The following is a 23,962-nucleotide window of genomic DNA, read 5'->3' on the forward strand; positions in this document are numbered from 1 at the left end:
TTACAAGAAGTAAAGGCGGTTCAGGGGGACCGAGTCGGCGGCTTCGGAGCGCAGCGGCTCCCCGTCGAGCGAGACGAGGCCGCTGCGCGCGTCCACATCGACCGCGCCGACCCGGGAGTTGAGGAGCAGGTCCCCGGGCCCGATGCCGCGGGTGCCGCGGACGGCGACGCGCCGGCGGCGGGTCGGCATCCCGTCACTGCCGAGGGCGGCCGCGGCGGCCGAGACGAAGGCGACGGAGATGTCCGCGGCGGTGGCGCCGTACGCGCCGAACTGCGGACCGAGGACCAGCGGTTCGCAGGTGTCGGTGGCCGCGTTCGGGTCACCGGTGACCCCGTAGGCCGGAAAGCCGGACTTGAGGACCAGCTGCGGCTTGGCGCCGAAGAACTGCGGGCGCCACAGCACGATGTCGGCGAGCTTGCCGACCTCGATGGAGCCGATCTCGTGGGCCAGGCCGTGGGCGATGGCCGGGTTGATGGTCAGCTTCGCCATGTAGCGCAGCACACGGGCGTTGTCGTCGCCCTCGCCGTCGCCGGCCAGCGGTCCGAGCTCGCCCTTCATCTTGGCGGCCATGGCGAAGGTCCGGCGGATGGTCTCGCCCGCCCGGCCCATGCCCTGGGCGTCGGAGGAGGTGATGCCGATCGCGCCCAGGTCGTGCAGTACGTCCTCGGCGCCCATGGTGCCCGCGCGGATCCGGTCGCGTGCCATGGCGGCGTCGCCCGGGAGGTCCGGCTTGAGGTCGTGGACGGAGACGATCATGCCGTAGTGCTCGGCGACCGCGTCCCGGCCGAAGGGCAGGGTGGGGTTGGTGGAGGAGCCGATCACGTTCGGCACGCCCGCCATCTTGAGCACGTTGGGGACGTGCCCGCCGCCGCAGCCCTCGATGTGGAAGGCGTGGATGGTGCGGCCGTCCAGGACGCGGAGGGTGTCCTCGACGGAGAGGCACTCGTTGAGGCCGTCGCTGTGCAGGGCGACCTGTACGTCGTGCTCCTCGGCCACCCGCAGGGCGGTGTCCAGGGCGCGGGTGTGCGCGCCCATGTCCTCGTGGACCTTGAATCCGCTGGCGCCGCCCTCGGCCAGCGCCTCGACGAGGGGGGCCGCGTCCGAGGAGGACCCGCGGGCGAGGAAGCCGATGTTGACGGGCCAGGCGTCGAAGGCGTTGAAGGCGTGCTTCAGAGCCCACGGGGAGTTGACGCCGACGCCCCAGACGGGGCCGAACTCCTGCCCGATGATCGTGGTGACGCCGGCGGCGAGCGAGGCCTCCATGATGCGCGGGGACAGCAGGTGGACGTGGGTGTCCACGGCGCCCGCGGTGGCGATCATCCCCTCGCCGGAGACGATCGAGGTCCCCGTGCCGACGACGACGTCGACACCGTCGAGGGTGTCGGGGTTCCCGGCCCGGCCGATCGCGTGGACACGGCCCTCGCGGATGCCGATCGAGACCTTCCGGATGCCGAGAACGGCGTCGATGACGAGCACGTTGCTGATGACGACGTCGCAGGTGTCGCGGACGGCGGCGGCCTTCAGGTGCAGGCCGTCGCGGGCGGTCTTGCCGAAGCCGGCGAGGAACTCGTCCCCGGGCTTCTGCGCGTCGGACTCCACCCGGACGGTGAGCCCGCAGTCGCCGAGCCGCACCCGGTCGCCGGCGCGGGGGCCGAAGACGGAGGCGTACTCGTGCGGGTCGATGTGCCGGCTGCCCGGCGCGCAGTGGTCGCTGTGCGGGGTCTTCTTGCTCACGTCTGGTCTCCGTCCGCGGGCTCGGTCGTGCCGGGGGCCGAGGTCCCGCGGCCCGGTGCCGCGCCGGGCCCGGTGGCGCCCTTGCCGCCGGTGCCCGGTCGGCCGGCGTCGGGCCCCCGGTGCGCGTCCGCTCCCAGGTACCCGCAGGCCGCCGCTCGCGCCAGGGCCTGCGCCTTGGCGCCGGGGGCGTCCAGCGGGCCGTCGACGAGGCCGGCGAAGCCGATGGCGACGCGGCCGCCGCCGATCGGGACCAGGCCGACCTCGCCCTCGCCGTGCGGGTCGAACCGTACGGACGAGCCGGCCGGTACGCACAGCCTCATCCCGTAGGCCGCGGCCCGGTCGAAGTCGAGGCGCGGGTTGGCCTCGAAGAAGTGGAAGTGGGAGGTGACGCTGACCGGGACGGGGGCCGTGTTGCGCACCCGGAGGTGCAGGACCGGCTCCGGCTGGGGGACGCCGGGGCCGGGCACGACCGCGCCGGGGGCGTCGTCGCCGAGCGGGACGGCGCCCCGGATCGGGGAGGAGACCACGGCGAGCCGGGAGCCGTCGTCGAAGACGGCCTCGACGTGCACCTCGGTGACCACGTCCGCGACGCCCGGCAGGACGTCGTCGGGGCCGAGGACGCTCCGGGCCTCCTCGATGGCCTCGGCCAGCCGCTTGCCGTCGCGCGCCGCCTCGCAGACCGTGTCCGCGACGAGCGCGGTGGCCTCCGGGACGTTGAGCCTCAGGCCCCGGGCCCGCCGGGCCCGGGCCAGTTCGGCGGCGCTGCGCAGCAGCAACCGGTCGCGCTCCGTTGGGGTCAGCCGCACGCCGATCCACCACCTCTTGAGTCGATGGGTTAGAGCATCACTCTAACTCTTCATATCCTGCGAGGGAACCATTGACCGGACAGCTCGGCGTGCGTCACATTGAGTGTCGCTCAAATCTTTCACCGCACCAGCGCGTGGCCCACGCCGCCCTGCCGAGGGAGTCCCCCATGCCCGTAGAACAGCGCGGAGTCGACACCATCCCGGAAGAGGAGCGGACGAGCGGTCCCCGGGACCTGGTATCGATCCTGCTCGGCTCCAACCTCTGCCTCGGCGTGATCGTGTTCGGCTGGCTGCCCCCGTCCTTCGGACTGGGCCTGTGGCCCTCGGTCACCGCCATCGTGACCGGCACCCTCGTCGGTATCGCCTTCACCGCGCCGCTGGCCCTGGTGTCCCTGCGGACCGGGACCAACCTCTCCACCTCCAGCGGCGCCCAGTTCGGCGTCCGAGGGCGGCTCGTCGGCTCCGTGGTCGGCCTGCTGCTGTCCCTCGGCTACACCGCGCTGACCCTCTGGATCGGCGGCGACGTGATGGTCGGCGTCCTCTCCCGCCTGACCGGACTCCCGGACACCGGCGCCTCCCGGGCCGCGATGTACGGGGTCCTGGCCGCCTTCACCGTCGTCGGGGCCGTGTTCGGCTACCGGCTGCTGCTGCGCCTGAGCAAGGTGCTGGCCGTCGCCATGGTGGTGCTGCTCGCCGTCGGCGTCTTCGCGTACGCGGGCGAGTTCACGACCGCCGCCCCGCCCGGGACCCCGTACCTCCTCGGCTCCTTCTGGCCGACCTGGCTGCTCGCGACCGTCGCCGCCGGGCTCAGCGGGCCCGTCGCCTTCATCACCCTGCTCGGCGACTACACCCGGTACGTCTCCCCGCGCCGGTACGGCTCCCGCACGGTGCTCGGGGCCACCTGTATCGGCCTGTTCCTCGGCCTGCTGGTCCCGCAGCTGTTCGGCACGTACACCGCGCTCGCCGCCCGGGCCGGCGCGGACTACGCGGGACCGCTCGTCGAGGCCGCGCCGTACTGGTACCTCGTCCCGCTGCTCGCGGCGGCCGCGGGCGGCTCGGTCGGCAACGCCGGGCTGATGCTCTACTCCATGGGCCTGGACCTGGACGCGATCGTGCCCAGGACCACCCGCACCGCGGCCACGCTGATCGCCGCCGCCGTCGCCACCGGCTTCGTCTTCCTCGGCTCCTTCGCCTGGAGCGCGCAGGCCGCGATGACCTCCTTCGTCCTGCTGCTGACCGCCCTCGGCACCCCCTGGGCCGTGATCACCCTCATCGGGTACGCCCGCTGCCGGGGCCGGTACGACGCCGACGCCCTCCAGGTCTTCAACCGCCGGTCGGTGGGCGGGGTCTACTGGTACCGGAACGGTTGGAACCCGGCCGCCACCGCGTCCTGGGTCCTGGGCGCAGGCGTCGGCCTGCTGGGCGTGTCCACGCCCTTCTACGAGGGCCCGCTGCTCGCCCTGACCGGCGGCGCGGACTGCTCCTTCGTCCTGTCCGCCCTCGCGGGCGGCCTGGCCTACGCCGCCCTCACCGCCCGCGCCGCCGCTCCCGTCCCCGCGCACCCCGCGCACCGAGCCGAGGAGCCGGCCCGGACCTGAGGACCGGGTCCGCCCACGCGGTGCATCCAGCCGTGGGTGTCGGCGGTCCGGCCGGTCTGGATGTCCATCAGGGCCCTGCGCAGGCGCATGGTGACCTCACCGGGCTCGCCGTCGCCCTGCGTCCAGTCGGCGCGCTCGGACTTGACCCGGCCGACCGGGGTGATCGCGGCCGCGGTACCGCAGGCGAACACCTCGGTGAGGCTGCCGTTCGCGGCGTCGCGCTGCCAGTCCTCGGTGCTGATGCGGCCCTCCTCGGCGGTGTAGCCGAGGTCGCGGGCGAGGGTGAGGAGGGAGTTGCGGGTGATGCCCGGGAGCAGCGAGCCGGTGAGCTCCGGGGTGACGATGCGGTCGCCGTACACGAAGTACAGGTTCATCCCGCCCATCTCCTCGACCCAGCGGTGCTCCACGGCGTCGAGCCAGACCACCTGGTCGCAGCCGTGCGAGGCGGCCTGGGCCTGGGCCACGAGCGAGGCCGCGTAGTTGCCGCCGGTCTTGGCCTCGCCGGTGCCGCCCTTGGCGGCGCGGACGTAGTCCTCGGAGAGCCAGACGGAGACGGGCTTGACGCCGCCGGGGAAGTACGCGCCGGCGGGCGAGGCGATGACGATGAAGAGGAACTCGTTGGCCGGACGGACGCCGAGGCCGACCTCGGAGGCGAACATGAACGGCCGCAGGTACAGGGAGGCCTCGCCGGAGTCCGGCACCCAGGCGCGGTCCTGCGTGATGAGGGCGTCGCAGGCCGCGATGAACAGGTCGGTCGGCAGCTCGGGCATCGCCATGCGGCGGGCGGAGGCCTGGAAGCGCTCGGCGTTGGCCAGCGGACGGAAGGTGGCGACGGTGCCGTCGGGCTGACGGAAGGCCTTGGCCCCTTCGAAGATCGTCTGCGCGTAGTGGAGGGTCATGTTCGCCGGGTCGATCGACAGCGGCGCGTACGGAACCAGCTCGGCGTCGTGCCAGCCGCGTCCCTCGGTCCACTTGATCGTCACCATGTGATCGGTGAAGTGGCGGCCGAAGCCGGGGCTGACCAGGATCGCCTCGCGCTCCGCGTCGGACAGCGGGTGCGAGGAGGGCTTGAGCTCGATCGTGGGCGTCGTCATGAGTGCGTGTCCTTCACCGGTTGTGTATGGCGGACCGCGCTCACGGCGTACTAGGACGTCCGAGCTTCCCCGCATTCCGCGGCCTCGCGTTCGATTATCGCGCGCGCGACTGCTTCGGAGAAACGGGGGATTGCGGCCCAGGGGAGATGGTGGCACCCGGGGCCGCGCAGGAAAAGCCGCCGGGTGGTTGTGTGACCCGGCGGCTCTGTCCGATGTGGAGCTGCCGGGTCAGCCGGCTACGCGAGCGGCGAGTGCGTCGCCGATCTCGTCGGTGGAACGGAAGGTGCCGTCGCGCTCGGCCAGGTCGGCGGAGACCGCGTCCTCGATGCGGGCGGCCCGGTCTTCGCGACCGAGGTGGCGCAGCAGGAGGGCGACGGAGAGGATCGTCGCGGTCGGGTCCGCCTTGCCGGTGCCCGCGATGTCCGGGGCCGAGCCGTGCACGGGCTCGAACATGGACGGGAAGGCACCGGTCGGGTTGATGTTGCCGGAGGCGGCGAGACCGATCCCGCCGGTCACGGCGGCGGCCAGGTCGGTGAGGATGTCACCGAAGAGGTTGTCCGTGACGATGACGTCGAAGCGCTCGGGCTGGGTGACGAAGAAGATCGTCGCGGCGTCGACGTGCAGGTAGTCGGTGGTGACCTCGGGGTACTCCTGGCCGACCTTGTCGAAGATGTTCTTCCACATGTGGCCCGCGTACACGAGGACGTTGTTCTTGTGGACCAGCGTCAGCTTCTTGCGCGGACGGGCGTTCGCCCGCTCGTACGCGTCGCGGACGACGCGCTCGACGCCGTAGGCGGTGTTGATGCTGACCTCGGTGGCCACCTCGGCGGGGGTCCCCGTGCGCAGGCTGCCGCCGTTGCCCGTGTACGGACCCTCGGTGCCCTCGCGCACCACGACGAAGTCGATCTCCGGACGGCCGGCGAGCGGGGTGGCCGTGTTCGGGAAGAGCTTCGAGGGGCGCAGGTTGATGTAGTGGTCGAAGGCGAAGCGGAGCTTCAGCAGGAGGCCTCGCTCCAGCACGCCGGACGGGACCGACGGGTCGCCGATGGCGCCCAGCAGGATCGCGTCGTGGTGCTTGAGGGCTTCGAGCTCGGCCTCCGGGAGCGTCTCACCGGTGCGGTGCCAGCGCTGGGCGCCGAGGTCGTACTCCTTGGTCTCCAGCTTCACATCCTGGGGCAGGACCGCGGTAAGGACCTTGAGTCCCTGAGCCACGACTTCCTGGCCGATGCCATCACCGGGGATCACTGCGAGATTGATGCTGGTCGACATGGCGAAACCGTACTCCGTGTCCCAGTCCTCAGACATATCGCGTCCATCATGTGGACCAATCAGGACGCGACACGCCTGGGGCCGGGCGGGTGAGGGGGCCGGGGGCCCGGCGAGTGAGGCGCCGGGCGGGTGAGGGGCCGCTCAGTGGCCGGTCGACCCGCCGTTGTCGCGGCGGTCGAGGGCGCGCTGGAGGGCGGCGGCGGCGTTCTTGCGGTCGGCGTCGGCGGTGGAGGAGTGGCGGACGCGGCGGCCTGCGGTGATTGCGGTCATGGTGATCGACTCCTTGAGATCACGGCGTGGCGGGGCCACGGACGAGGGGTTCCTTCAAGGCGCCGGAAGAGGCGGGGAGCAGTGCGCCGCAGGGGTTGCCTGCCAGGGGCGCGCGCTCTCGACCGCCATTCGCCGGATCGGCGAGACGTTCGGCTCCTACAAAGCTAGGGCAGGTCCCGCTGTATGTCTCCGCAATTACTCGGACTTCCTACTATCTGAGACGCCGAACGGCCCGGAACAACCCTCCAAAGCCTCCGCTTTCACCTCTTCTCGGAGCGGAGTTCCCTGATCAGAGCGCATACAGCGAATGTTGAAGCTGATTCCGGCACAGTGACGTAGCCCACCTTTCCCACCGGCCGGTAAGGCCCCAGATCAGTGATCTCGACCGCCTCGCCGGCCTCCCGCAGCGAGAGCTGAGGCCGGATCGCCCTGCCGAGCCCGCGGCCGACCATCGTGAGGTGCGGGGCCGCGCTGCGGAACGCGGCGATCCGCAGCACCCCGTCCACGGTGTCCCGGCCCGCGCCGCGCGCCTCCGCGCCCATCACCTCGTACAGCCACGCACGGCCCGAACCGGTTCCTGCGGCGCTTCGTCGGCGACGCCTTCCGACCGGCACGGTGTGCCGGTCACGCACCTAGAGCACGTCCCCGTCGCGCCAGTCGAAGTCGAGCCGACCGGCGGGATCGGGCAGGACCCCGCCGGGCGGCGCCCACAGGTAGGTGGAGCCCTCCTCCTCGGGCAGGAGGACCGGGCCCACGGGCGCCAGGGCGCCGATCCGGCCGCCCCACACCGTCCATCCCCGCCCGGCGTACAGGGCGGCTCCCTCCTCGGAGGCCGACAGCCCGCCGAGCACGTACGCGCCCGCGATGACCTCCTCCAGGGCGGCCATGACGAGGCCCCCGAGCCCCCGCCGCCGCAGGTCGCGGCGGACAGCGACCGCCTCGACGTACCCCAGGCGCAGGGCCCGGCCGCCGTGCACGACCCGCCGCTGCACCACGCTCCCGTGGGCGACGAGCTCGCCGCCCTCCCGCACCAGGGCGTGCATCCCGCCGAGCCCGTGCTCGAAGTCCTCGTCGGAGAAGTCCCCCTCGAACGCCGCGTCCAGCAGGGCCCGGACATCCTCCAGCGCTCCGGGGCCCAGTCGGGAGGTGTGCACGAGGCGTGTCCGCGTATCGGTCATGGCACCAGTGTCCCTGCGCCAGGATTCGGCCTGCACCTTCCTGGTCCTGCGCGGGACCCGCCAGGACACTCGGTCCATGTCTCCTGATACCCAGCAGTGGAGCCCCACCCACGGGCTGCCCTACCGCGGCGCGGCCTACCGGCCCGAGCGGATGCCCGGGGCCCAATCCCTCGCGCGCGCCGCCGCATTGCGGGCGCGGATGGACGAGCGGCGGACCGTACGCCACTTCTCCCCCGACCCGGTGCCCGAGCAGGTCGTCCGGGACGCCGTCGCGTGCGCCGCGACCGCCCCCTCCGGAGCCCACCAGCAGCCGTGGACCTTCGTCCTGGTGAAGGACCCGGCCGTACGGCAGCAGATCCGCGCCGCCGCGGAGCAGGAGGAGGCGCTCTCCTACGACGGCCGCCTCGGCGACGAATGGCTCGCGGCCCTGCGCCCCCTGGGCACGGACGCGGTGAAGACCCACCTCACGGACTCCCCGGCCCTGCTGGTGGTCTTCCAGCAGCGCTACTGGCTCGGCCCGGACGGCACCAAGCGCAAGCACTACTACGTCGACGAGTCGGTGGGCATCGCCGTCGGCATGCTCCTGTCCGCCCTGCACCTGTCGGGGCTGGCCGCCCTGGTCCACACCCCGAGCCCGATGCGCTTCCTCGGCCACGTCCTGAACCGCCCGGAGAACGAGAAGGCCTTCGCCGTCGTCCCGATCGGATACCCGGCGGCGGACTGCGAGGTCCCGGACCTGGTCCGCAAGTCCCTGGCCCAGGTCATGGTGGAGGTCTGACCCGCACGCGGGCCGTGAACTGGGACCGCCCCCGCTCCGGGCTTGGGGGTACCGGAGCGGGGGCGGGGTTCAGCGGGGGGCGGTCAGCCCATGTGGGGGTAGCCGTACTCGGTCGGCGCGACCAGGGTCTCCTTGATGGAGCGGGTCGAGGTCCAGCGCTGCAGGTTGGAGGCGGCGCCCGCCTTGTCGTTCGTACCCGAGGCGCGGCCGCCGCCGAAGGGCTGCTGGCCGACGACGGCGCCGGTGGACTTGTCGTTGATGTAGAAGTTGCCCGCCGCGAAGCGGAGCTTCTCCATCGCGTCCGCCACCGCGTACCGGTCCGCGGCGATGATCGAGCCGGTCAGGGCGTACGCCGAGACGGACTCCATCTGGGCCAGCATCGCCTCGTAGCCGTCGGTGGAGGCGTCGTCGTAGACGTGCACGGCGAGGATCGGGCCGAAGTACTCGGTCGTGAAGACCTCGTTCTCCGGGTCGGTGCACACGATGACGGTCGGGCGGACGAAGTAGCCCTTGGCGTCGTCGTACGTGCCGCCGGCGACGATCTCGCAGGTCGGGTCGGCGATCGCGCGGTCGATCGCGGCCTTGTTCTTGGCGAAGGATCGCTCGTCGATGACGGCGCCGATGAAGTTGTCCAGGTCCCGGACGTCGCCCATGGCGATGCCGTCGACCTCGGCCGCGAAGGCCTCCTTGAAGCCGTCGTTCCAGATCGACGCCGGGACGTAGGCGCGCGAGGAGGCCGAGCACTTCTGGCCCTGGAACTCGAAGGAGCCGCGGGTCAGGGCGGTCTTCAGGACGGCGCGGTCCGCGGACGGGTGCGCGACGACGAAGTCCTTGCCGCCGGTCTCGCCGACCAGGCGCGGGTAGGACTTGTACGTCTCGATGTTGTTGCCGACCGTCTTCCAGAGGTACTGGAAGGTCTTGGTCGAGCCGGTGAAGTGGATGCCGGCCAGTTCGGGGTGGTTCAGGGCGACCTCGGAGACGGCGATGCCGTCGCCCGTCACCAGGTTGATGACGCCCTTGGGCAGGCCGGCCTCTTCCAGGAGCTCCATGAGGAGGACCGCGGAGTGGGTCTGCGTGGGGGACGGCTTCCACAGGACCACGTTGCCCATGAGGGCGGGGGCGGTCGGCAGGTTGCCGGCGATGGCCGTGAAGTTGAACGGCGTGATCGCGTAGACGAAGCCTTCGAGCGGACGGTGGTCGCTGCGGTTCCACACGCCGGCGCTGTTCGCGACCGGCTGCTCGGCCAGGATCTGGCGGGCGAAGTGGACGTTGAAGCGCCAGAAGTCGACGAGCTCGCACGGGGTGTCGATCTCCGCCTGCTGCGCGGTCTTCGACTGGCCCAGCATGGTGGAGGCGGCGAGCTTCTCGCGCCACGGGCCGGAGAGCAGCTCGGCGGCGCGCAGGATGATCGCGGCGCGGTCGTCGAAGGACATCGAGCGCCAGGCCGGGGCGGCGGCGAGGGCGGCGTCGACGGCCTCCTGCGCGTCCTCGCGCGTGGCGTTCGCGTAGGTGCCGAGCACGGACTGGTGGTCGTGCGGCTGGACCACGTCGAAACGCTCGCCGCCGCCCATCCGCTTGACGCCGTTGATCGTCATCGGGAGGTCGATCGGGTTCTCGGACAGCTGCTTGAGCTGCGCTTCGAGGCGCGCGCGCTCCGGGGTGCCGGGGGCGTACGAGTGGACCGGCTCGTTGACCGGCGCGGGGACCTGGGTCACAGCATCCATGGGGCTGGTAACTCCTTGACCTGGTTCTGGCTAGTTCTTGGTGATCATCGAGCGGAGGAAGAACAGGAGGTTGGCCGGCTTCTCCGCGAGGCGCCGCATGAAGTAGCCGTACCAGTCCGTCCCGTACGCGGTGTAGACGCGCATCCGGTGGCCCTCGGCGGCGAGCCGCAGGTGCTCCTCGCCGCGGATGCCGTACAGCATCTGGAACTCGTACTCGTCCAGCTTGCGCCCGGCCTGCCGGGCGAGCTCCTGGGCGATGGCGATCAGCCGCGGGTCGTGGGACCCGATCATCGGGTAGCCCTCGCCCTCCATCAGGATCTTCATGATCCGGACGTAGGCCTTGTCGATCTCGGCCTTGTCGAGGTACGCGACCTCGGCCGGCTCCTTGTAGGCACCCTTGACGATGCGCACCCGGCTGCCGGCGGCGGCCAGCCGGCGGGCGTCGGCCTCCGTGCGGAAGAGGTAGGCCTGGATCACGCAGCCGGTCTGCGGGAAGTCCCGCCGCAGCTCCTCGTGGATGGCGAACATCGAGTCGAGGGTGGTGTGGTCCTCGGCGTCCAGCGTCACGGTGGTGCCGATGGCCGCGGCGGCCTCGACGACCGGGCGGACGTTGGCGAGGGCCAGCTCGTGGCCGCCCTCCAGGGACTGCCCGAACATCGACAGCTTGACCGACATCTCGACGGTCTCGCCGAGGCCCAGGACCGCCAGGTGCTCGACGAGCCGGAGGTAGGCGTCACGGGCGGCGTACGACTGCTCCGCCGCGGTGATGTCCTCGCCGACGACGTCGAGCGTGACCTCCAGGCCCTTGCGCGTGAGCTCCTCGACGATCGGGATGACCTGTTCGACCGTCTCGCCGGGGATGAACCGGGTCACCACGGGCTTGGTCACCGGCGCGGCGGAGACGATTCGGCGCATCTTGTCGCTGCGCGAGGCGGCGAGGATCACGGGACCCAGCACGGGGCACCTCCAACGGGTGGCAGAAGCGGACATACGATCCGTCGCCGGTGCGGCGGGGCCGTAAGGAAAACGCAAGAGAAACCACCGTGAAACCTAAGGATCGCTCCGATCCTCTGCCATCGACAGCTGTCACGCATCCGTGGTCCGGATCTCATACATATGTATGAGGAGGCTGCTCCGGGGTGGGAGAATGTCGGGGTGAAGGGCGATTACCAGGACCTGGTGGACGAGATCTCGGCGTTGCTCGGCGCCCCGGCGACGCTGGAGAACCGGGACTTCCGCCTCATCGCCTTCGGCGCCCACGACAGCGACGACGACGCCGTCATGGACCCCGTCCGGACCCGGTCGATCCTGACTCGGCAGTCGACGGCGGCCGTCCGGTCCTGGTTCGAGGGCTTCGGCATCGCCCGCGCCACGGGACCGGTACGGATCCCGGCGGCGCCCGACGCGGGGGTGTTCCGGGGGCGGATCTGCCTGCCCGTGCGGTACCGGGGCATCGTGCAGGGCTACGTGTGGCTCCTCGACCGGGAGCCCGGTCCCGGGCCGGACGCGCTGGCGGCGGCCATGGCGGTGGCCGAGCGGATCGGGGTGCTGCTCGCCGAGGAGGCCAAGGCGGGGGCGGACCTGTCCCGGGAGTTCCTGGCGGTGCTCACCGCGGGGCGGGGCTGGCAGCAGGACATGGCGGTGGCCGCGCTGCGGGCCGCCTTGGGCCCGGGCGGGGACGGACCGCACGCGGCGGTGTGCGTGGCGCCCTGGTCCGGGGAGGCTCCGGCCTCGGTACCGGGCGCGGCGGCGGTGTGCGTCGTACCGGCCCGCGGCGAGGACCGCCCGGCGGACGCCGCCGGCCCGGGGCCGCGGGCGGGCGGTGACGCGGCCCTGGCCGTCCTGCTGCGGCTGCGCTCTACGGACGCACTGGCTCCGGCCCTGTCGGCGGTGGGCCGGCTGCTGCCGCACACCGGCGCGGCGGGGACGGCGGGCGGAGCGGGCACGGCAGGCGCGGCGGGGGCGGCAGGGACGGCGGGCGGAGCGGGCGCGGTCGCGGGCACGGGCACGGGCGGCCCGGGCACGGGCACACCGGCGGGCCCGGCCGGGGCGGGCGGCCGCGCCGCGGGCCCGGGCGGCGCGGGCCACCGGGTGACCGCCGGGGTCGCGGACCCCGTCCGGACCCTGGCGGAGCTGCCCACGGCCTGGGAGCACGCGACCGCCGCGGCCCGGGCCGCCCGCGCGCAGCCCCGACTCGGTCCGGTGGCCCGGTGGTCGGAGATCGGACCGTACCGGCTGCTGGCGGCCCTGTCCGCCGACCCGGTGGACGACCCGGCGGCCCGCACCCTGCTCACCGCACCCCACCGCGAACTGGCCCGTACCGCCGAGGTGTTCCTGGACTGCGCCGGCCAGGCGGGCCGCGCGGCGGCGGCCCTGGGCGTGCACCGCCAGACCCTGTACTACCGCCTCAACCGGGTGGAGCAGCTGACCGGCCTCGATCTGGACGAGGGCGAGGACCGCCTGCTCCTCCACATGGCGCTCAAGGCGAGCCGCCTGCACGGCTGATCCGGCATCCCATCGGTCCAACCGCCGGCCCGACTCACGGGCAGCGCCGGCCGTCCGCCGGGCGACGCACCTCCGCACGCGCGCGTGCGGTACGGAGGCCCGGTGGCGTCGCCCAGGACCGCTACGGCCCGCCCGACGTACGGGAGTTCAGGACGGGACCCGGCTGCGCCCCCGGCGACGAGGTGTTCGACGAGGCCGAAGGGTTTTCGCCGCGTACGTGCTCATGGGCTTGCGCGACCTGGGGCGGGTCGGCCCGGGGCAGCGGGTCCTGACCGACGGGGCGTCAGGAGGCCTGGGCACCATGACAGATCACCATGGCCTTCGGCGCGCCTCGTGGGCAACCGCTCGCTCGGCGGCTGCCCACGAGGCGCGCCACCGGGGGCCGGGCCGCCGCGGCTACTCGGGCACGACGCGGGAGCGCGTCAGTCCCTCGGCGGCCCGTCGCATGCCCTCGGTGAACTCCGCGGCCGTGGGCGCCGATTCCGGGTCGAAGAGCCACTGGATCATCAGGCCGTTGAGCAGCGCCTCGTAGAAGGCGCCCAGCGTGCGCACGTCGCGGTCGTCGAGCTCCTCCTCCGGGGTGCCGGTGAGCATGGAGATCAGGCCCCTGCGGCCTTCGGCCTGCGAGGCGGCGAGCAGCGCCCGCAGCTCCGGGCGCTGGTCGCGGCCGAGCGCGACCTCCAGGCCGGCCGACCAGACCGGACCGGATTCCTCGTGCCGATCGAGCACGCCCTCCCAGACGGCGCGGAAGCGCTCCAGCGATCCACCGTCGCCGGCCGGGCCGGTGTGGAAGCCGGCGCCCCACTCCTCGGTCAGGGCGATGAACGCCTTGGTGAGCAGGGCGTCCTTGGAGCCGTAGTGGTAGCCGATGGACGCCAGGTTCGTGCCGGAGGCGCTGACGATGTCGCGCGCGGTGGTGCGCACGAGCCCCTTCTCCACGAGGCACTTCTTGGCGCCTTCGAGCAGGTCTTCGCGATGTCCCATGCCGACACCGTACAGCGGCACTGTACAACCGTCCCATACAACCGTCATATACAAATGTTCTATACGATTGCGCATGGCTGCTCATGACGAAATCCCGCTGCCGCACCCGACCTCGCGGGCGCGCGTCCGGCGGAGTCGTCGGTACGGCCGAACGGCGCAACGGCGGCGCCGCCGAACGGCCGAACGCGAAAGGGCCCGGGGTCTGCCCCGGGCCCTTCGCCTGTCTCACACGGATCAGCCGAGGCTGACCGTACGCGCCGAAACGGCACCGATCTCGGCGGAGATGTCCGCCAGCACACCGGCCGGCACCTCGGCGTCGACCGTCAGCACGGCGAGCGCCTCGCCGTGCTCCTCCGCACGGGCGACCTGCATGCCCGCGATGTTCAGGCCGGCCTCGCCGAGCACCCGGCCGACCGCGCCGACCACGCCCGGGCGGTCGGTGTAGCGCAGCACGACCATGTAGTCGGCGAGCGCCAGGTCGACGTCGTACTCACCGACGCCGACGATCTTCTGCAGGTGCTTCGGGCCCGCCAGCGTGCCGGAGACCGAGACCTCCTGGCCGTCCGACAAGGTGCCCCGGACGGTCACCACGTTGCGGTGGTCCGGGGACTCCGAGCTGGTGGTCAGGCGTACCTCGACGCCGCGCTCCTGCGCGAACAGCGGGGCGTTCACGTAGGAGACCGTCTCGTCGACGACGTCCTCGAAGACACCCTTGAGCGCGGAGAGTTCGAGCACCTTGACGTCGTGCTGGGTGATCTCGCCGCAGACCTCGACGTCGAGACGGACCGCGACCTCGCCCGCGAGGGCGGTGAAGATGCGGCCGAGCTTCTCGGCGAGCGGCAGGCCCGGACGGACGTCCTCGGCGATGACGCCGCCCTGGACGTTGACCGCGTCCGGCACCAGCTCGCCGGCGAGGGCGAGGCGCACCGACTTGGCGACCGAGACGCCGGCCTTCTCCTGGGCCTCGTCCGTGGACGCGCCGAGGTGCGGGGTGCAGACGACCTGGTCGAGCTCGAACAGCGGGGAGTCCGTGCAGGGCTCCTTCGCGTACACGTCGAGACCGGCGCCGGCGACGCGGCCCTCCTTGATGGCCGAGTACAGGGCGGCCTCGTCCACGATCCCGCCGCGCGCGGCATTGACGATGCGCACGGACGGCTTCACCTTGCGCAGCGCCTCGTCGCCGATGAGACCGAGGGTCTCCGGGGTCTTCGGCAGGTGCACGGTGATGAAGTCGGCGACCTCCAGGAGCTCGTCCAGCGTCAGCATCTTGACGCCCATCTGGGCGGCGCGCGCGGGCTGCACGTAGGGGTCGTAGGCGACGACCTTCATGCCGAAGGCCGACATGCGCTGCGCGACCAGGACGCCGATGCGGCCGAGGCCGACGACACCGAGGGTCTTCTCGCTGAGCTCGACACCCGTGTACTTGTTCCGCTTCCACTCGCCGTTCTTCAGGGCGGTGTTGGCCTGCGGAATGTTGCGGGCCGTGGCGACGAGCAGGCCGCAGGCGAGCTCGGCGGCGGTCACGATGTTCGAGGTCGGCGCGTTGACGACCATCACGCCGGCCTTGGTGGCGGCGGACACGTCGACGTTGTCCAGGCCGACACCCGCACGGGCGACGACCCGCAGCTTCTTGGCGGCGGCGATGGCCTCGGCGTCGACCTTCGTCGCGGAGCGGACGAGGATCGCGTCGACGTCGACGATCGCGGGCAGCAGCTCCGCGCGGTCGGCGCCGTTGCAGTGCCGGATCTCGAAGTCCGGGCCGAGTGCCTCCACGGTGGCGGGCGACAGCTCTTCGGCGATGAGTACGACAGGTTTCGAGCTCACGTGGGTCCTCACAAGTCCAGTGCGGACGGCCGTCCCGACGGCCGCAGGCGTGGAGGGGGTAGCCGCGTGGAAGACGCACGACACTGTGGGCCTGACGCGTATGTGTTGAGCAGTGTAGTGGCGCGGACGGACCGGATTTCCGCCTGTACGGAAGGATCACCCGTCCGTGGTTGGCCGAGGTGGACAAGCCGGGCGGGCCCAGCCGCGCTTTCGGGCCGGTCCGGATGCGCGGCGGGGCCGGGACACACCGTTCCGGCCCCGCCGCGAGCCGATCAGCTCTCGTCGCTGTCGACCCAGCTCATCAGCTTGCGCAGCTTCTTGCCGGTGGTCTCCAGCAGGTGCGCCTCGTCGGCCTTCTTGTACTCGTTGTACTTCGGCAGACCGGCCTTGTACTCGGCCATCCAGGTGTTGGCGAACTCGCCGCTCTGGATCTCCGCCAGGACCTTCTTCATCTCCGCCTTGGTGGCGTCGGTGATGACACGGGGGCCGGTGATGTAGTCGCCCCACTCGGCGGTCTCGGAGACCGACCAACGCATCTTCTCCAGGCCGCCCTCGTACATGAGGTCCACGATGAGCTTGAGCTCGTGCAGGCACTCGAAGTACGCGATCTCCGGCTGGTAGCCGGCCTCGGTCAGGGTCTCGAAACCGGCCTTGACCAGGGCGGAGGCGCCACCGCAGAGGACGGCCTGCTCACCGAACAGGTCGGTCTCGGTCTCCTCCGTGAAGGTGGTCTTGATGACGCCGGCGCGGGTGCCGCCGATACCGGCCGCGTACGAGAGCGCGAGCGCGAAGGCGCTGCCCGAGTGGTCCTGCTCGACGGCCGCGATGCACGGGACGCCGCGACCCTCCTCGTACTGGCGGCGGACCAGGTGGCCCGGGCCCTTCGGGGCGACCAGGGCGACGTCCACGTTGGCCGGGGGCTTGATGAAGCCGTAGCGGACGTTGAAGCCGTGGCCGAAGAAGAGCGCGTCGCCGTCCTGGAGGTGGTCCTTGATGGACTCCTCGTAGATCTCGGCCTGCAGCGGGTCCGGGGTCAGGATCATGATGACGTTCGCCCACGCGGCGGCCTCGGCCACGGGGACGACCTTCAGGCCCTGCTCCTCGGCCTTGGCCTTGGACTTCGAGCCCTCCTTCAGGCCGACGACGACGTCGACGCCGGAGTCACGGAGCGACAGCGCGTGGGCGTGACCCTGGCTGCCGTAACCGATGACCGCGACCTTGCGGCCCTGGATGATGGACAGGTCGGCGTCGTTCTCGTAGAACAGCTCGGCCACTGGGATATCTCCTTGGTGCGCTGGTGTTGCACCCACCGTACGGCGGGGAACGGAATCTGAGTTTCTCGGTCTCGCGATGCGAGCGGTCGGACCTGCCGGACGCGTCCGGGGTCAGGCGCTGCGGTCGAGCGCGCGCAGGCTGCGGTCCGTGATGGACCGGCCGCCGCGCCCTATGGCGATCGTGCCGGACTGCACGAGCTCCTTGATGCCGAAGGGCTCCAGCATCTTGAGCATCGCGCCCAGCTTGTCGGTGCCGCCGGTGGCCTCGATCGTGACGGCGTCCGGGGAGACGTCGACGGTCTTGGCGCGGAACAGCTGGACGATCTCGACGATCTGCGAGCGGGTCTCGTTGTCGGCGCGGACCTTCACCAGGACGAGTTCGCGCTCGATGGCGTTGTGCGCCTCCAGCTCGACGATCTTGAGCACGTTGACCAGCTTGTTGAGCTGCTTGGTCACCTGCTCCAGCGGGAGGTCCTCGACGTTCACGACGATGGTGATGCGCGAGATGTCGGGGTGCTCGGTGACGCCGACCGCGAGGGAGTCGATGTTGAACCCGCGGCGGGAGAACAGCGCGGCGATCCGGGCGAGGATGCCGGGCGTGTTCTCGACCAGGACGGAGAGCGTGTGCTTGGACATGTGGGTCGTTCTCTCTCTCGGCTCTCTCGGCTCAGTCGTCTTCGTTGTCGCCGAAGTCGGGACGGACGCCCCGGGCTGCCATGACCTCGTCATTGGAGGTGCCTGCGGCGACCATCGGCCACACCATGGCGTCCTCGTGGACGATGAAGTCGATCACGACCGGGCGGTCGTTGATCGCGTTGGCCTCCGCGATGACCTTGTCCAGGTCGGCCGGGTCCTCGCAGCGCAGCGCGACACAGCCCATGGCTTCGGACAGCTTGACGAAGTCCGGGACGCGCGTGCCCTTGCGGGGGGCGGTGGACTCGCCGAGCTGGGAGCCGACGGTGCCGTGACCGGTCTCGTCCGCGTGCAGCACCGTGTTGGAGTACCGCTGGTTGTAGAACAGCGTCTGCCACTGGCGGACCATGCCCAGGGCGCCGTTGTTGATGATCGCGACCTTGATCGGGATGTTGTTCAGCGCACAAGTGACCAGTTCCTGATTGGTCATCTGGAAGCAGCCGTCGCCGTCGATCGCCCAGACCGTGCGCTCGGGCATGCCGACCTTGGCACCCATCGCGGCCGGGACCGCGTAGCCCATGGTTCCGGCGCCGCCGGAGTTCAGCCAGGTGCGCGGCTCCTCGTACTTGACGAAGTGCGAGGCCCACATCTGGTGCTGGCCGACGCCGGCCGCGTAGATGGTGCCCTTCGGCGCGAGCGCGCCGATCCGCTCGATGACCTGCTGCGGCGAGAGCATGCCGTCCTCGGGCAGGTCGTAGCCCAGCGGGTAGGTGTCGCGCCAGCGGCTGAGGTCCTTCCACCAGGCGCTGTAGTCACCGGCGTGGCCGTCGGTGTGCTCGGCCTGGACGGCCTGGATCAGGTCGGCGATGACCTCGCGGGCGTCACCGACGATCGGGACGTCGACCGCGCGGTTCTTGCCGATCTCGGCCGGGTCGATGTCCGCGTGGATGATCTTGGCGAAGGGGGCGAAGCTGTCCAGCTTGCCGGTGACGCGGTCGTCGAAGCGGGTGCCGAGCGCGATCAGCAGGTCCGCCTTCTGCAGCGCGGTGACGGCCGTGACCGCGCCGTGCATGCCGGGCATGCCCACGTGCAGGGGGTGGCTGTCGGGGAAGGAGCCCAGCGCCATCAGGGTGGTGGTGACAGGGACGCCGGTCAGCTCGGCGAGGACCTTGAGCTCGGCGGTGGCGCCGGACTTCATCACGCCGCCGCCGACGTACAGGACCGGGCGCTTGGCCTGGCAGATGAGCTTGGCGGCCTCGCGGATCTGCTTGGCGTGCGGCTTGGTGACCGGCCGGTAGCCCGGGAGGTCCTGGGTGGGCGGCCAGCTGAAGGCGGTCCGCGCCTGGAGGGCGTCCTTGGCGATGTCGACCAGGACCGGGCCGGGACGGCCGGTGGAGGCGATGTGGAAGGCCTCGGCGATCGTCCGCGGGATGTCCTCGGCCCTGGTGACGAGGAAGTTGTGCTTGGTGATCGGCATGGTGATGCCGACGATGTCCGCCTCCTGGAAGGCGTCGGTACCGATCGCCTTGGAGGAGACCTGACCGGTGATCGCGACGAGCGGCACGGAGTCCATGTGCGCGTCGGCGATCGGGGTGACCAGGTTGGTGGCGCCCGGGCCCGAGGTCGCCATGCAGACGCCGACCTTGCCGGTGGCCTGCGCGTAGCCGGTGGCGGCGTGGCCGGCCCCCTGCTCGTGGCGGACCAGGATGTGACGGACCTTCTGCGAGTCCATCATCGGGTCGTACGCGGGGAGGATGGCGCCGCCCGGAATGCCGAAGACGGTGTCGCACCCCACCTCTTCGAGAGAGCGGATGAGGGACTGCGCACCCGTGACGGGCTCAACGGCGGCGGACTGGTGTCCTCCGGAACGGGGCCGCGGCTGCGGATGGTGGGCCCCGGTGGCCTGCTCGGTCATCGGCATTCTCTTCTCGAAGCTGAGGGTTTCACGAGGATTCGACTCTGTGCCAGTGCAACAAAAAACCCCTCGTGCCGGGAGGCAGGCGAGGGGAGCGCGTCGGGTGCGTTGAGCGGGGACATGCTGGTCCCGGCTTCAGCCGACGCGCTTTCCAAGTACGAGAATTCGGGTGCGCATGGCACTGACCCTCCCTCCGGCGGGAGGTGGATGTCAAGTAGGTGGGACGGGCGTCTCATTATGTGAGCCTCTGCGGATGACCATCGAACCCCCGGGGGAACCGCCGGCCAACGCCGGTTGGGCCGCTCCGCCCGGTACTGGGAACGTACCGCGCACGAGCGCACGGCGCAGCCTGTACTCGTCGAGAGGGCCGGAGAAGGCCATCCCCTGGCCGTGCGTGCAGCCCATCGCGCGCAGCGCCATGACCTGCTCGGGCAGGTCCACCCCCTCGGCCACCGAACGCATGCCCAGGTCGTTTGCGATCCGCAACAGTCCGGCGGTGATCTTGTGCAGGCGGGCGGACTCGACGACGCCCTCCACCAGGCCCCGGTCCAGCTTGAGCATGTCCACGGGCAGCCTGCGCAGGGCGCTGATGGCCGCGTAGCCGCTGCCGAAGCCGTCCAGGGCGATTCCCACCCCGAGCCGGTGCAGGGCCGTCAGGCGCCGCTCCAGGTCGTCGAAGGGCACTCTGGGGTCGGAGACGGCGAGCTCCAGGACCAGGGCGCCCGAGGGCAGCCCGTGCCGGGTCAGCAGGGCCTCGACGGAGGCCAGGGGTACGGCGCGGTCGAGCAGCCGCTGGGCCGTCATCCGGACGGCCACCGGGGCGTCGTGCCCGGCGCGGCGCCGGTCGGCGGCCTGTTCCACGGCCTCCTCCAGCAGCCATCGCCCCAGCTCGGCGGTGCGTGAGGCGTCCGGGCCGGCGGTGGCGGCGGCACCCTCGCTGTACTCGGCGACGCGGAGGAACTCCGCCGGGGTGAAGAGGATCCCCTGGGCCGAGCGCCAGCGGGCCTTGGCGGCCACGGCCGCGATCTCGCCCGTGGCCAGGGACACCACCGGCTGGTGCAGCAGCGCGAACTCCCCGTCGTGCAGCGCGGTCCGCAGCCGCCCGGCCAGCTCGGCCTTGCGGACCACTTCGGCCTGCATCTGCGGGGCGTAGAGCTCGACGCGGTCCTTGCCGCCCGCCTTGGCGCGGTACATCGCGAGGTCCGCGTTGCGCATCAGGTCCGAAGGGGTGATGCCGGGGTCGGCGAAGGCCACGCCGATGCTGGCGGCGACCCGGACCTCGCTGCCGGAGATCCGGTACGGCTGCGCGAGGGTGGTGCGCAGCCGGTCGGCGATCTCGCGCACCTGGTACTCGCGGGCGCTGCGGTCGCGGCTGCCGTCGCCCAAGATCAGCGCGGCGAACTCGTCCCCGCCGAGGCGGGCCGCGGTGTCCCCGGCCCGGACCGAGTCCTGGAGCCGGCGCGCGGCCTCGACGAGCAGCTCGTCGCCGGCCTGGTGGCCGATGGTGTCGTTGACGGCCTTGAAGCCGTCCAGGTCGATGAAGAGCACGGCGGTGCTGTGATCGCCCGAGCGCCGGCCGGTCAGGGCCTGGCGGACCCGGCGGGTGAACAGGGCGCGGTTGGGGAGGTCGGTCAGCGCGTCGTGCTCCGCGCTGTGCTGGAGCTGGGCCTGGAGCCGGACCCGCTCGGTGACGTCCCTGCTGTTGAGGATGAGCCCGCCCTGGTGGCGGTTGATGGTCGACTCCACATTGAGCCATTCGCCGTCACCCGAGGCGAACCGGCATTCGATGCGCGTGGTGGGCTCGTCCGAGGGCGGCGCCGCGAGGAACCGGCGCACCTCGTGGATCACGCGGCCGAGGTCGTCCGGGTGGATCAGGGCGGCGAGCTCGGTGCCGATCAGCTCCTCCGCCTCGCGGCCGTAGACCCCGGCGGCGGCGGGACTGACGTAGCGCAGGATCCCGGTGGGGGCGGCGATCATGATGACGTCGCTGGAGCCCTGCACCAGGGAGCGGAAGTGGTTCTCCTTCTGGGCCAGTTCCTGCGTGAGGGCGATGTTGTCGAGGAGCATGATGCCCTGCCGGATGACGAGGGCGAGCACCACCGTGCAGCCGGTGAAGACGACCATCCGGTCGACCTTCCGGCCGTCCACGACGTTGTAGAGGATCCCGAGGGTGCACACGGCGGCGGCGAGGTACGGGGTGAGCGCGGGCAGCGATCCCGTGATCGGGCGGCTGTGCGGACGCTCCGCGCGCGAGGGCCCGGGCGGCTCCGGGGGCGGGTGCATGCGCCGGGCGCCCCAGGGCGCGTACGCGAGCAGCAGCGAGCCGGCGAACCAGCCGGCGTCGAGCAGCTGTCCTGACTGGTATTCCGCGCTCAGCAGCGGGGAGGTGAAGAGGGCGTCGCTCAGCACGGTCAGGGCGAGCGCCGCGATGGCGGTGTTGACGGCGGAGCGGTTGGTCTCGGAGCGCCGGAAGTGCAGGACCAGGACCATCGAGACGAGCGCGATGTCCAGGAGCGGATAGGCGAGGGAGAGCGCGGCGCGCGGGACGCTGCCGGGGGCGCCGGACTGGGCGGTCTGCGCCGCATGGGCGAGGGCGAGGCTCCAGGACAGGGTGAGCAGCGAGCCGCCGATGAGCCAGGAGTCGAGCCCCAGGCACACCCAGCCGGCGCGGGTGACCGGGCGTTTGGCGAGGACGAGCAGACCCACGATGGCGGGCGGGGCGAAGCACAGGAACGCGAAGTCGGCGAGCGAGGGTTTGGGCACCTCCTGCCCGAGGATCACCTCGTACCAGCCCCAGACCGCGTTGCCGCAGGCACCCATGAGGGAGGAGAACGCGAAGAGCAGCCAGGCCGGGCGTTCGCGCCGGTCGATGGCCCGGGCGTAGGAGTAGCAGGAGACGGCGGCGAGCAATCCGGCCGCGCTGAGTCCGAAGTCGCCCATGATCTCGGCGACTTCCACCGAACCCCAATTGAGGGCGGCGCCCACCGCGTACCCTCCGCTGATCACCGCGAGGAGCAGCTGCATCCCCAGGCCCCTACCGGCGCTCGGGACCGCCGGCCGGTTCAGGAGCGCCGCCCCCGGGGCACTCACCGGTCCCCCTCGCCGGCCGGTTCCGGTGCACCCCATCGTCGCCTCCGGCGGCTCTGCCGCATCGGATCCTTCACCCATTGGCCGTGCATCGCCCGTCGCCCCCCAAAGTGTCCGATCACTCCCCAGCGCCAGACGTTCGCGGCGCAGCCCCTTCTTCCGGACGATACACCAATTTCGTCACTCAGGGACATAGTTGCTCTACTCTCCGTTACCACGTGGGGAGTTGAGCCCACCTTGCGCGTTCGAGTGACTGCGGAGCGTACGCATCACGGGTGTCACTCGGTGATCAGTACCGTGTGCTCCACGGGCTCCCCCGCGGCGAACCGGGTCAGCTGGCGCGCGATCAGGCGCTTGGCCCGCGGCTCGAACGCCGTGCTGCCGCCGCCCACATGGGGCGTGATCAGGACGCGGGGAGAGTGCCAGAGCGGGTGATCGGCCGGCAGCGGTTCGGGGTCGGTGACGTCGAGCGCGGCGCGCAGCCGACCCGACTCGACCTCCGCCAGCAGGGACTCGGTGTCGACGACGGGTCCGCGCGCGACGTTCACGAGCAGCGCGCCGTCCTTCATGCGGCGCAGGAAGTCGGCGCCGGCCAGGCCCCGGGTCTCCTCCGTCAGCGGGGTGGTGAGCACGACCACGTCGGCGTGCGGCAGCAGCCCGGGCAGGTCGGCCAGGGCATGCACTTCTCCGCGGTCGGTGGTGCGCGCGGTGCGAGCGACGCGGGTGATCCGCTCGCACTCGAAGGGCGCGAGGCGGTCCTCGACGGCCGAGCCGATCGATCCGTAGCCGACGATCAGCACCGACTTGTCGGCGAGGGCGTCGTGGACGCCGAAGCGCCACCGGCCTCGGTCCTGGTCGCGGACCATGCCGGGGATGCCGCGCAGCGAGGCCAGGGTCAGGGCCAGGGCCAGTTCGGCGGTGCTGGCCGTGTGGACCCCGGCGGCGTTGCACAACCGGACGCCGGAGGGCAGGCCGCCGATGCCGCCCAGGATGTGGTCCATGCCCGCGGTCAGGGTCTGGACGACCCGGACGGCGGGCATCCCCGCCAGCGGGCGGACCGTGACCTCGGCGGACTTCATGTAGGGGGTCACGTAGAAGACGCAGTCGGCGGGATCGGCCGGAAAGGCGTCCTCGCCGTCCCACTGGCGGTAGCGGAAGACGTCGGGAAGGCCTTCGATCTCCCGGGCGGGAAAGGGGAGCCAGATGTCCCCGGTCTGTGCGGTCATGATCACGAGGCTATGCGAAGGCATCTTGATCAAGCCGTTATTTTGATTGCCGGACCGGGAGGG

At 71.6% G+C, this 23,962-nt stretch carries 18 protein-coding genes and 1 pseudogene; 3 read left to right on the forward strand and 16 right to left on the reverse strand.

Annotated features, from left to right (window positions below; genetic code table 11):
- Positions 1–1,734 (reverse strand): urease subunit alpha, encoded by a 1,734-nt coding sequence (locus ACWFQ8_RS00760; protein WP_453784022.1) that lies wholly within the window; start codon positions 1,732–1,734, stop codon positions 1–3.
- On the reverse strand, positions 1,731–2,540 hold the full coding sequence (gene ureA, locus ACWFQ8_RS00765) for an urease subunit gamma (protein ID WP_453784023.1): 810 nt from the start codon (positions 2,538–2,540) through the stop codon (positions 1,731–1,733). Before ureA ends, ACWFQ8_RS00760 begins: the two co-directional genes overlap by 4 nt.
- 167 nt (positions 2,541–2,707) lie before the next feature.
- On the opposite strand from ureA, the gene ACWFQ8_RS00770 reads away from it, so the two are divergent.
- Positions 2,708–4,138, forward strand: a complete 1,431-nt coding sequence (locus tag ACWFQ8_RS00770; RefSeq protein ID WP_453784024.1) for a cytosine permease — start codon at positions 2,708–2,710, stop codon at positions 4,136–4,138.
- Positions 4,139–4,149: 11 nt separating this feature from the next.
- On the opposite strand, the pseudogene ACWFQ8_RS00775 reads toward ACWFQ8_RS00770, so the two are convergent.
- From ACWFQ8_RS00775 to ACWFQ8_RS00795, 5 genes and pseudogenes are all read right to left on the reverse strand, one after another.
- A pseudogene (locus ACWFQ8_RS00775) lies at positions 4,150–5,232 on the reverse strand (branched-chain amino acid aminotransferase); the annotation flags it as partial.
- 228 nt (positions 5,233–5,460) lie between these two features.
- The gene (locus ACWFQ8_RS00780) at positions 5,461–6,501 is read right to left on the reverse strand and encodes a 3-isopropylmalate dehydrogenase (RefSeq protein WP_453784025.1); all 1,041 of its coding nucleotides are present in this window, start codon (positions 6,499–6,501) and stop codon (positions 5,461–5,463) included.
- A 141-nt stretch (positions 6,502–6,642) separates the two neighbouring features.
- Positions 6,643–6,771 (reverse strand): hypothetical protein, encoded by a 129-nt coding sequence (locus tag ACWFQ8_RS00785; protein WP_384538003.1) that lies wholly within the window; start codon positions 6,769–6,771, stop codon positions 6,643–6,645.
- Between the two features lie 260 nt (positions 6,772–7,031).
- Complete coding sequence (locus tag ACWFQ8_RS00790) at positions 7,032–7,403, reverse strand: hypothetical protein (RefSeq protein ID WP_453784026.1); 372 nt, start codon at positions 7,401–7,403, stop codon at positions 7,032–7,034.
- Positions 7,404–7,949 carry a GNAT family N-acetyltransferase gene (locus tag ACWFQ8_RS00795; protein ID WP_453784027.1) on the reverse strand — a complete coding sequence of 182 codons (546 nt, stop codon included), beginning with the start codon at positions 7,947–7,949 and terminating at the stop codon, positions 7,404–7,406.
- Positions 7,950–8,025: 76 nt separating this feature from the next.
- Here ACWFQ8_RS00795 and ACWFQ8_RS00800 point away from each other — a divergent pair, with 76 nt between their 5' ends.
- Positions 8,026–8,727 carry a nitroreductase family protein gene (locus tag ACWFQ8_RS00800; protein WP_453784028.1) on the forward strand — a complete coding sequence of 234 codons (702 nt, stop codon included), beginning with the start codon at positions 8,026–8,028 and terminating at the stop codon, positions 8,725–8,727.
- Positions 8,728–8,810: 83 nt separating this feature from the next.
- Here ACWFQ8_RS00800 and pruA read toward each other — a convergent pair whose 3' ends face one another.
- Positions 8,811–10,451 carry an L-glutamate gamma-semialdehyde dehydrogenase gene (pruA, locus tag ACWFQ8_RS00805; protein ID WP_453784029.1) on the reverse strand — a complete coding sequence of 547 codons (1,641 nt, stop codon included), beginning with the start codon at positions 10,449–10,451 and terminating at the stop codon, positions 8,811–8,813.
- Between the two features lie 30 nt (positions 10,452–10,481).
- Entirely contained in the window at positions 10,482–11,408 is a 927-nt protein-coding gene (locus ACWFQ8_RS00810) for a proline dehydrogenase family protein (protein ID WP_453784030.1), read from the reverse strand.
- Between the two features lie 159 nt (positions 11,409–11,567).
- On the opposite strand from ACWFQ8_RS00810, the gene ACWFQ8_RS00815 reads away from it, so the two are divergent.
- On the forward strand, positions 11,568–12,956 hold the full coding sequence (locus ACWFQ8_RS00815; protein WP_453784031.1) for a PucR family transcriptional regulator: 1,389 nt from the start codon (positions 11,568–11,570) through the stop codon (positions 12,954–12,956).
- 396 nt (positions 12,957–13,352) lie between these two features.
- On the opposite strand, the gene ACWFQ8_RS00820 is transcribed toward ACWFQ8_RS00815, so the two are convergent.
- From ACWFQ8_RS00820 to ACWFQ8_RS00850, 7 genes are all read right to left on the reverse strand, one after another.
- Complete coding sequence (locus ACWFQ8_RS00820) at positions 13,353–13,940, reverse strand: TetR/AcrR family transcriptional regulator (protein WP_453784032.1); 588 nt, start codon at positions 13,938–13,940, stop codon at positions 13,353–13,355.
- Between the two features lie 234 nt (positions 13,941–14,174).
- Entirely contained in the window at positions 14,175–15,764 is a 1,590-nt protein-coding gene (gene serA / locus ACWFQ8_RS00825; RefSeq protein WP_453784033.1) for a phosphoglycerate dehydrogenase, read from the reverse strand.
- A 272-nt stretch (positions 15,765–16,036) separates the two neighbouring features.
- Positions 16,037–17,038 (reverse strand): ketol-acid reductoisomerase, encoded by a 1,002-nt coding sequence (ilvC, locus tag ACWFQ8_RS00830; RefSeq protein ID WP_453784034.1) that lies wholly within the window; start codon positions 17,036–17,038, stop codon positions 16,037–16,039.
- A 111-nt stretch (positions 17,039–17,149) separates the two neighbouring features.
- Positions 17,150–17,674, reverse strand: a complete 525-nt coding sequence (gene ilvN, locus ACWFQ8_RS00835) for an acetolactate synthase small subunit (RefSeq protein ID WP_384542584.1) — start codon at positions 17,672–17,674, stop codon at positions 17,150–17,152.
- A gap of 31 nt (positions 17,675–17,705) precedes the next feature.
- On the reverse strand, positions 17,706–19,592 hold the full coding sequence (locus tag ACWFQ8_RS00840; protein WP_453784035.1) for an acetolactate synthase large subunit: 1,887 nt from the start codon (positions 19,590–19,592) through the stop codon (positions 17,706–17,708).
- Between the two features lie 204 nt (positions 19,593–19,796).
- Complete coding sequence (locus ACWFQ8_RS00845) at positions 19,797–22,610, reverse strand: putative bifunctional diguanylate cyclase/phosphodiesterase (RefSeq protein ID WP_453784036.1); 2,814 nt, start codon at positions 22,608–22,610, stop codon at positions 19,797–19,799.
- A gap of 341 nt (positions 22,611–22,951) precedes the next feature.
- On the reverse strand, positions 22,952–23,899 hold the full coding sequence (locus ACWFQ8_RS00850; protein WP_453784037.1) for a 2-hydroxyacid dehydrogenase: 948 nt from the start codon (positions 23,897–23,899) through the stop codon (positions 22,952–22,954).
- Between the last annotated feature and the right edge of the window lie 63 nt (positions 23,900–23,962).

The organism is Streptomyces sp. NPDC055254 (assembly GCF_053606025.1).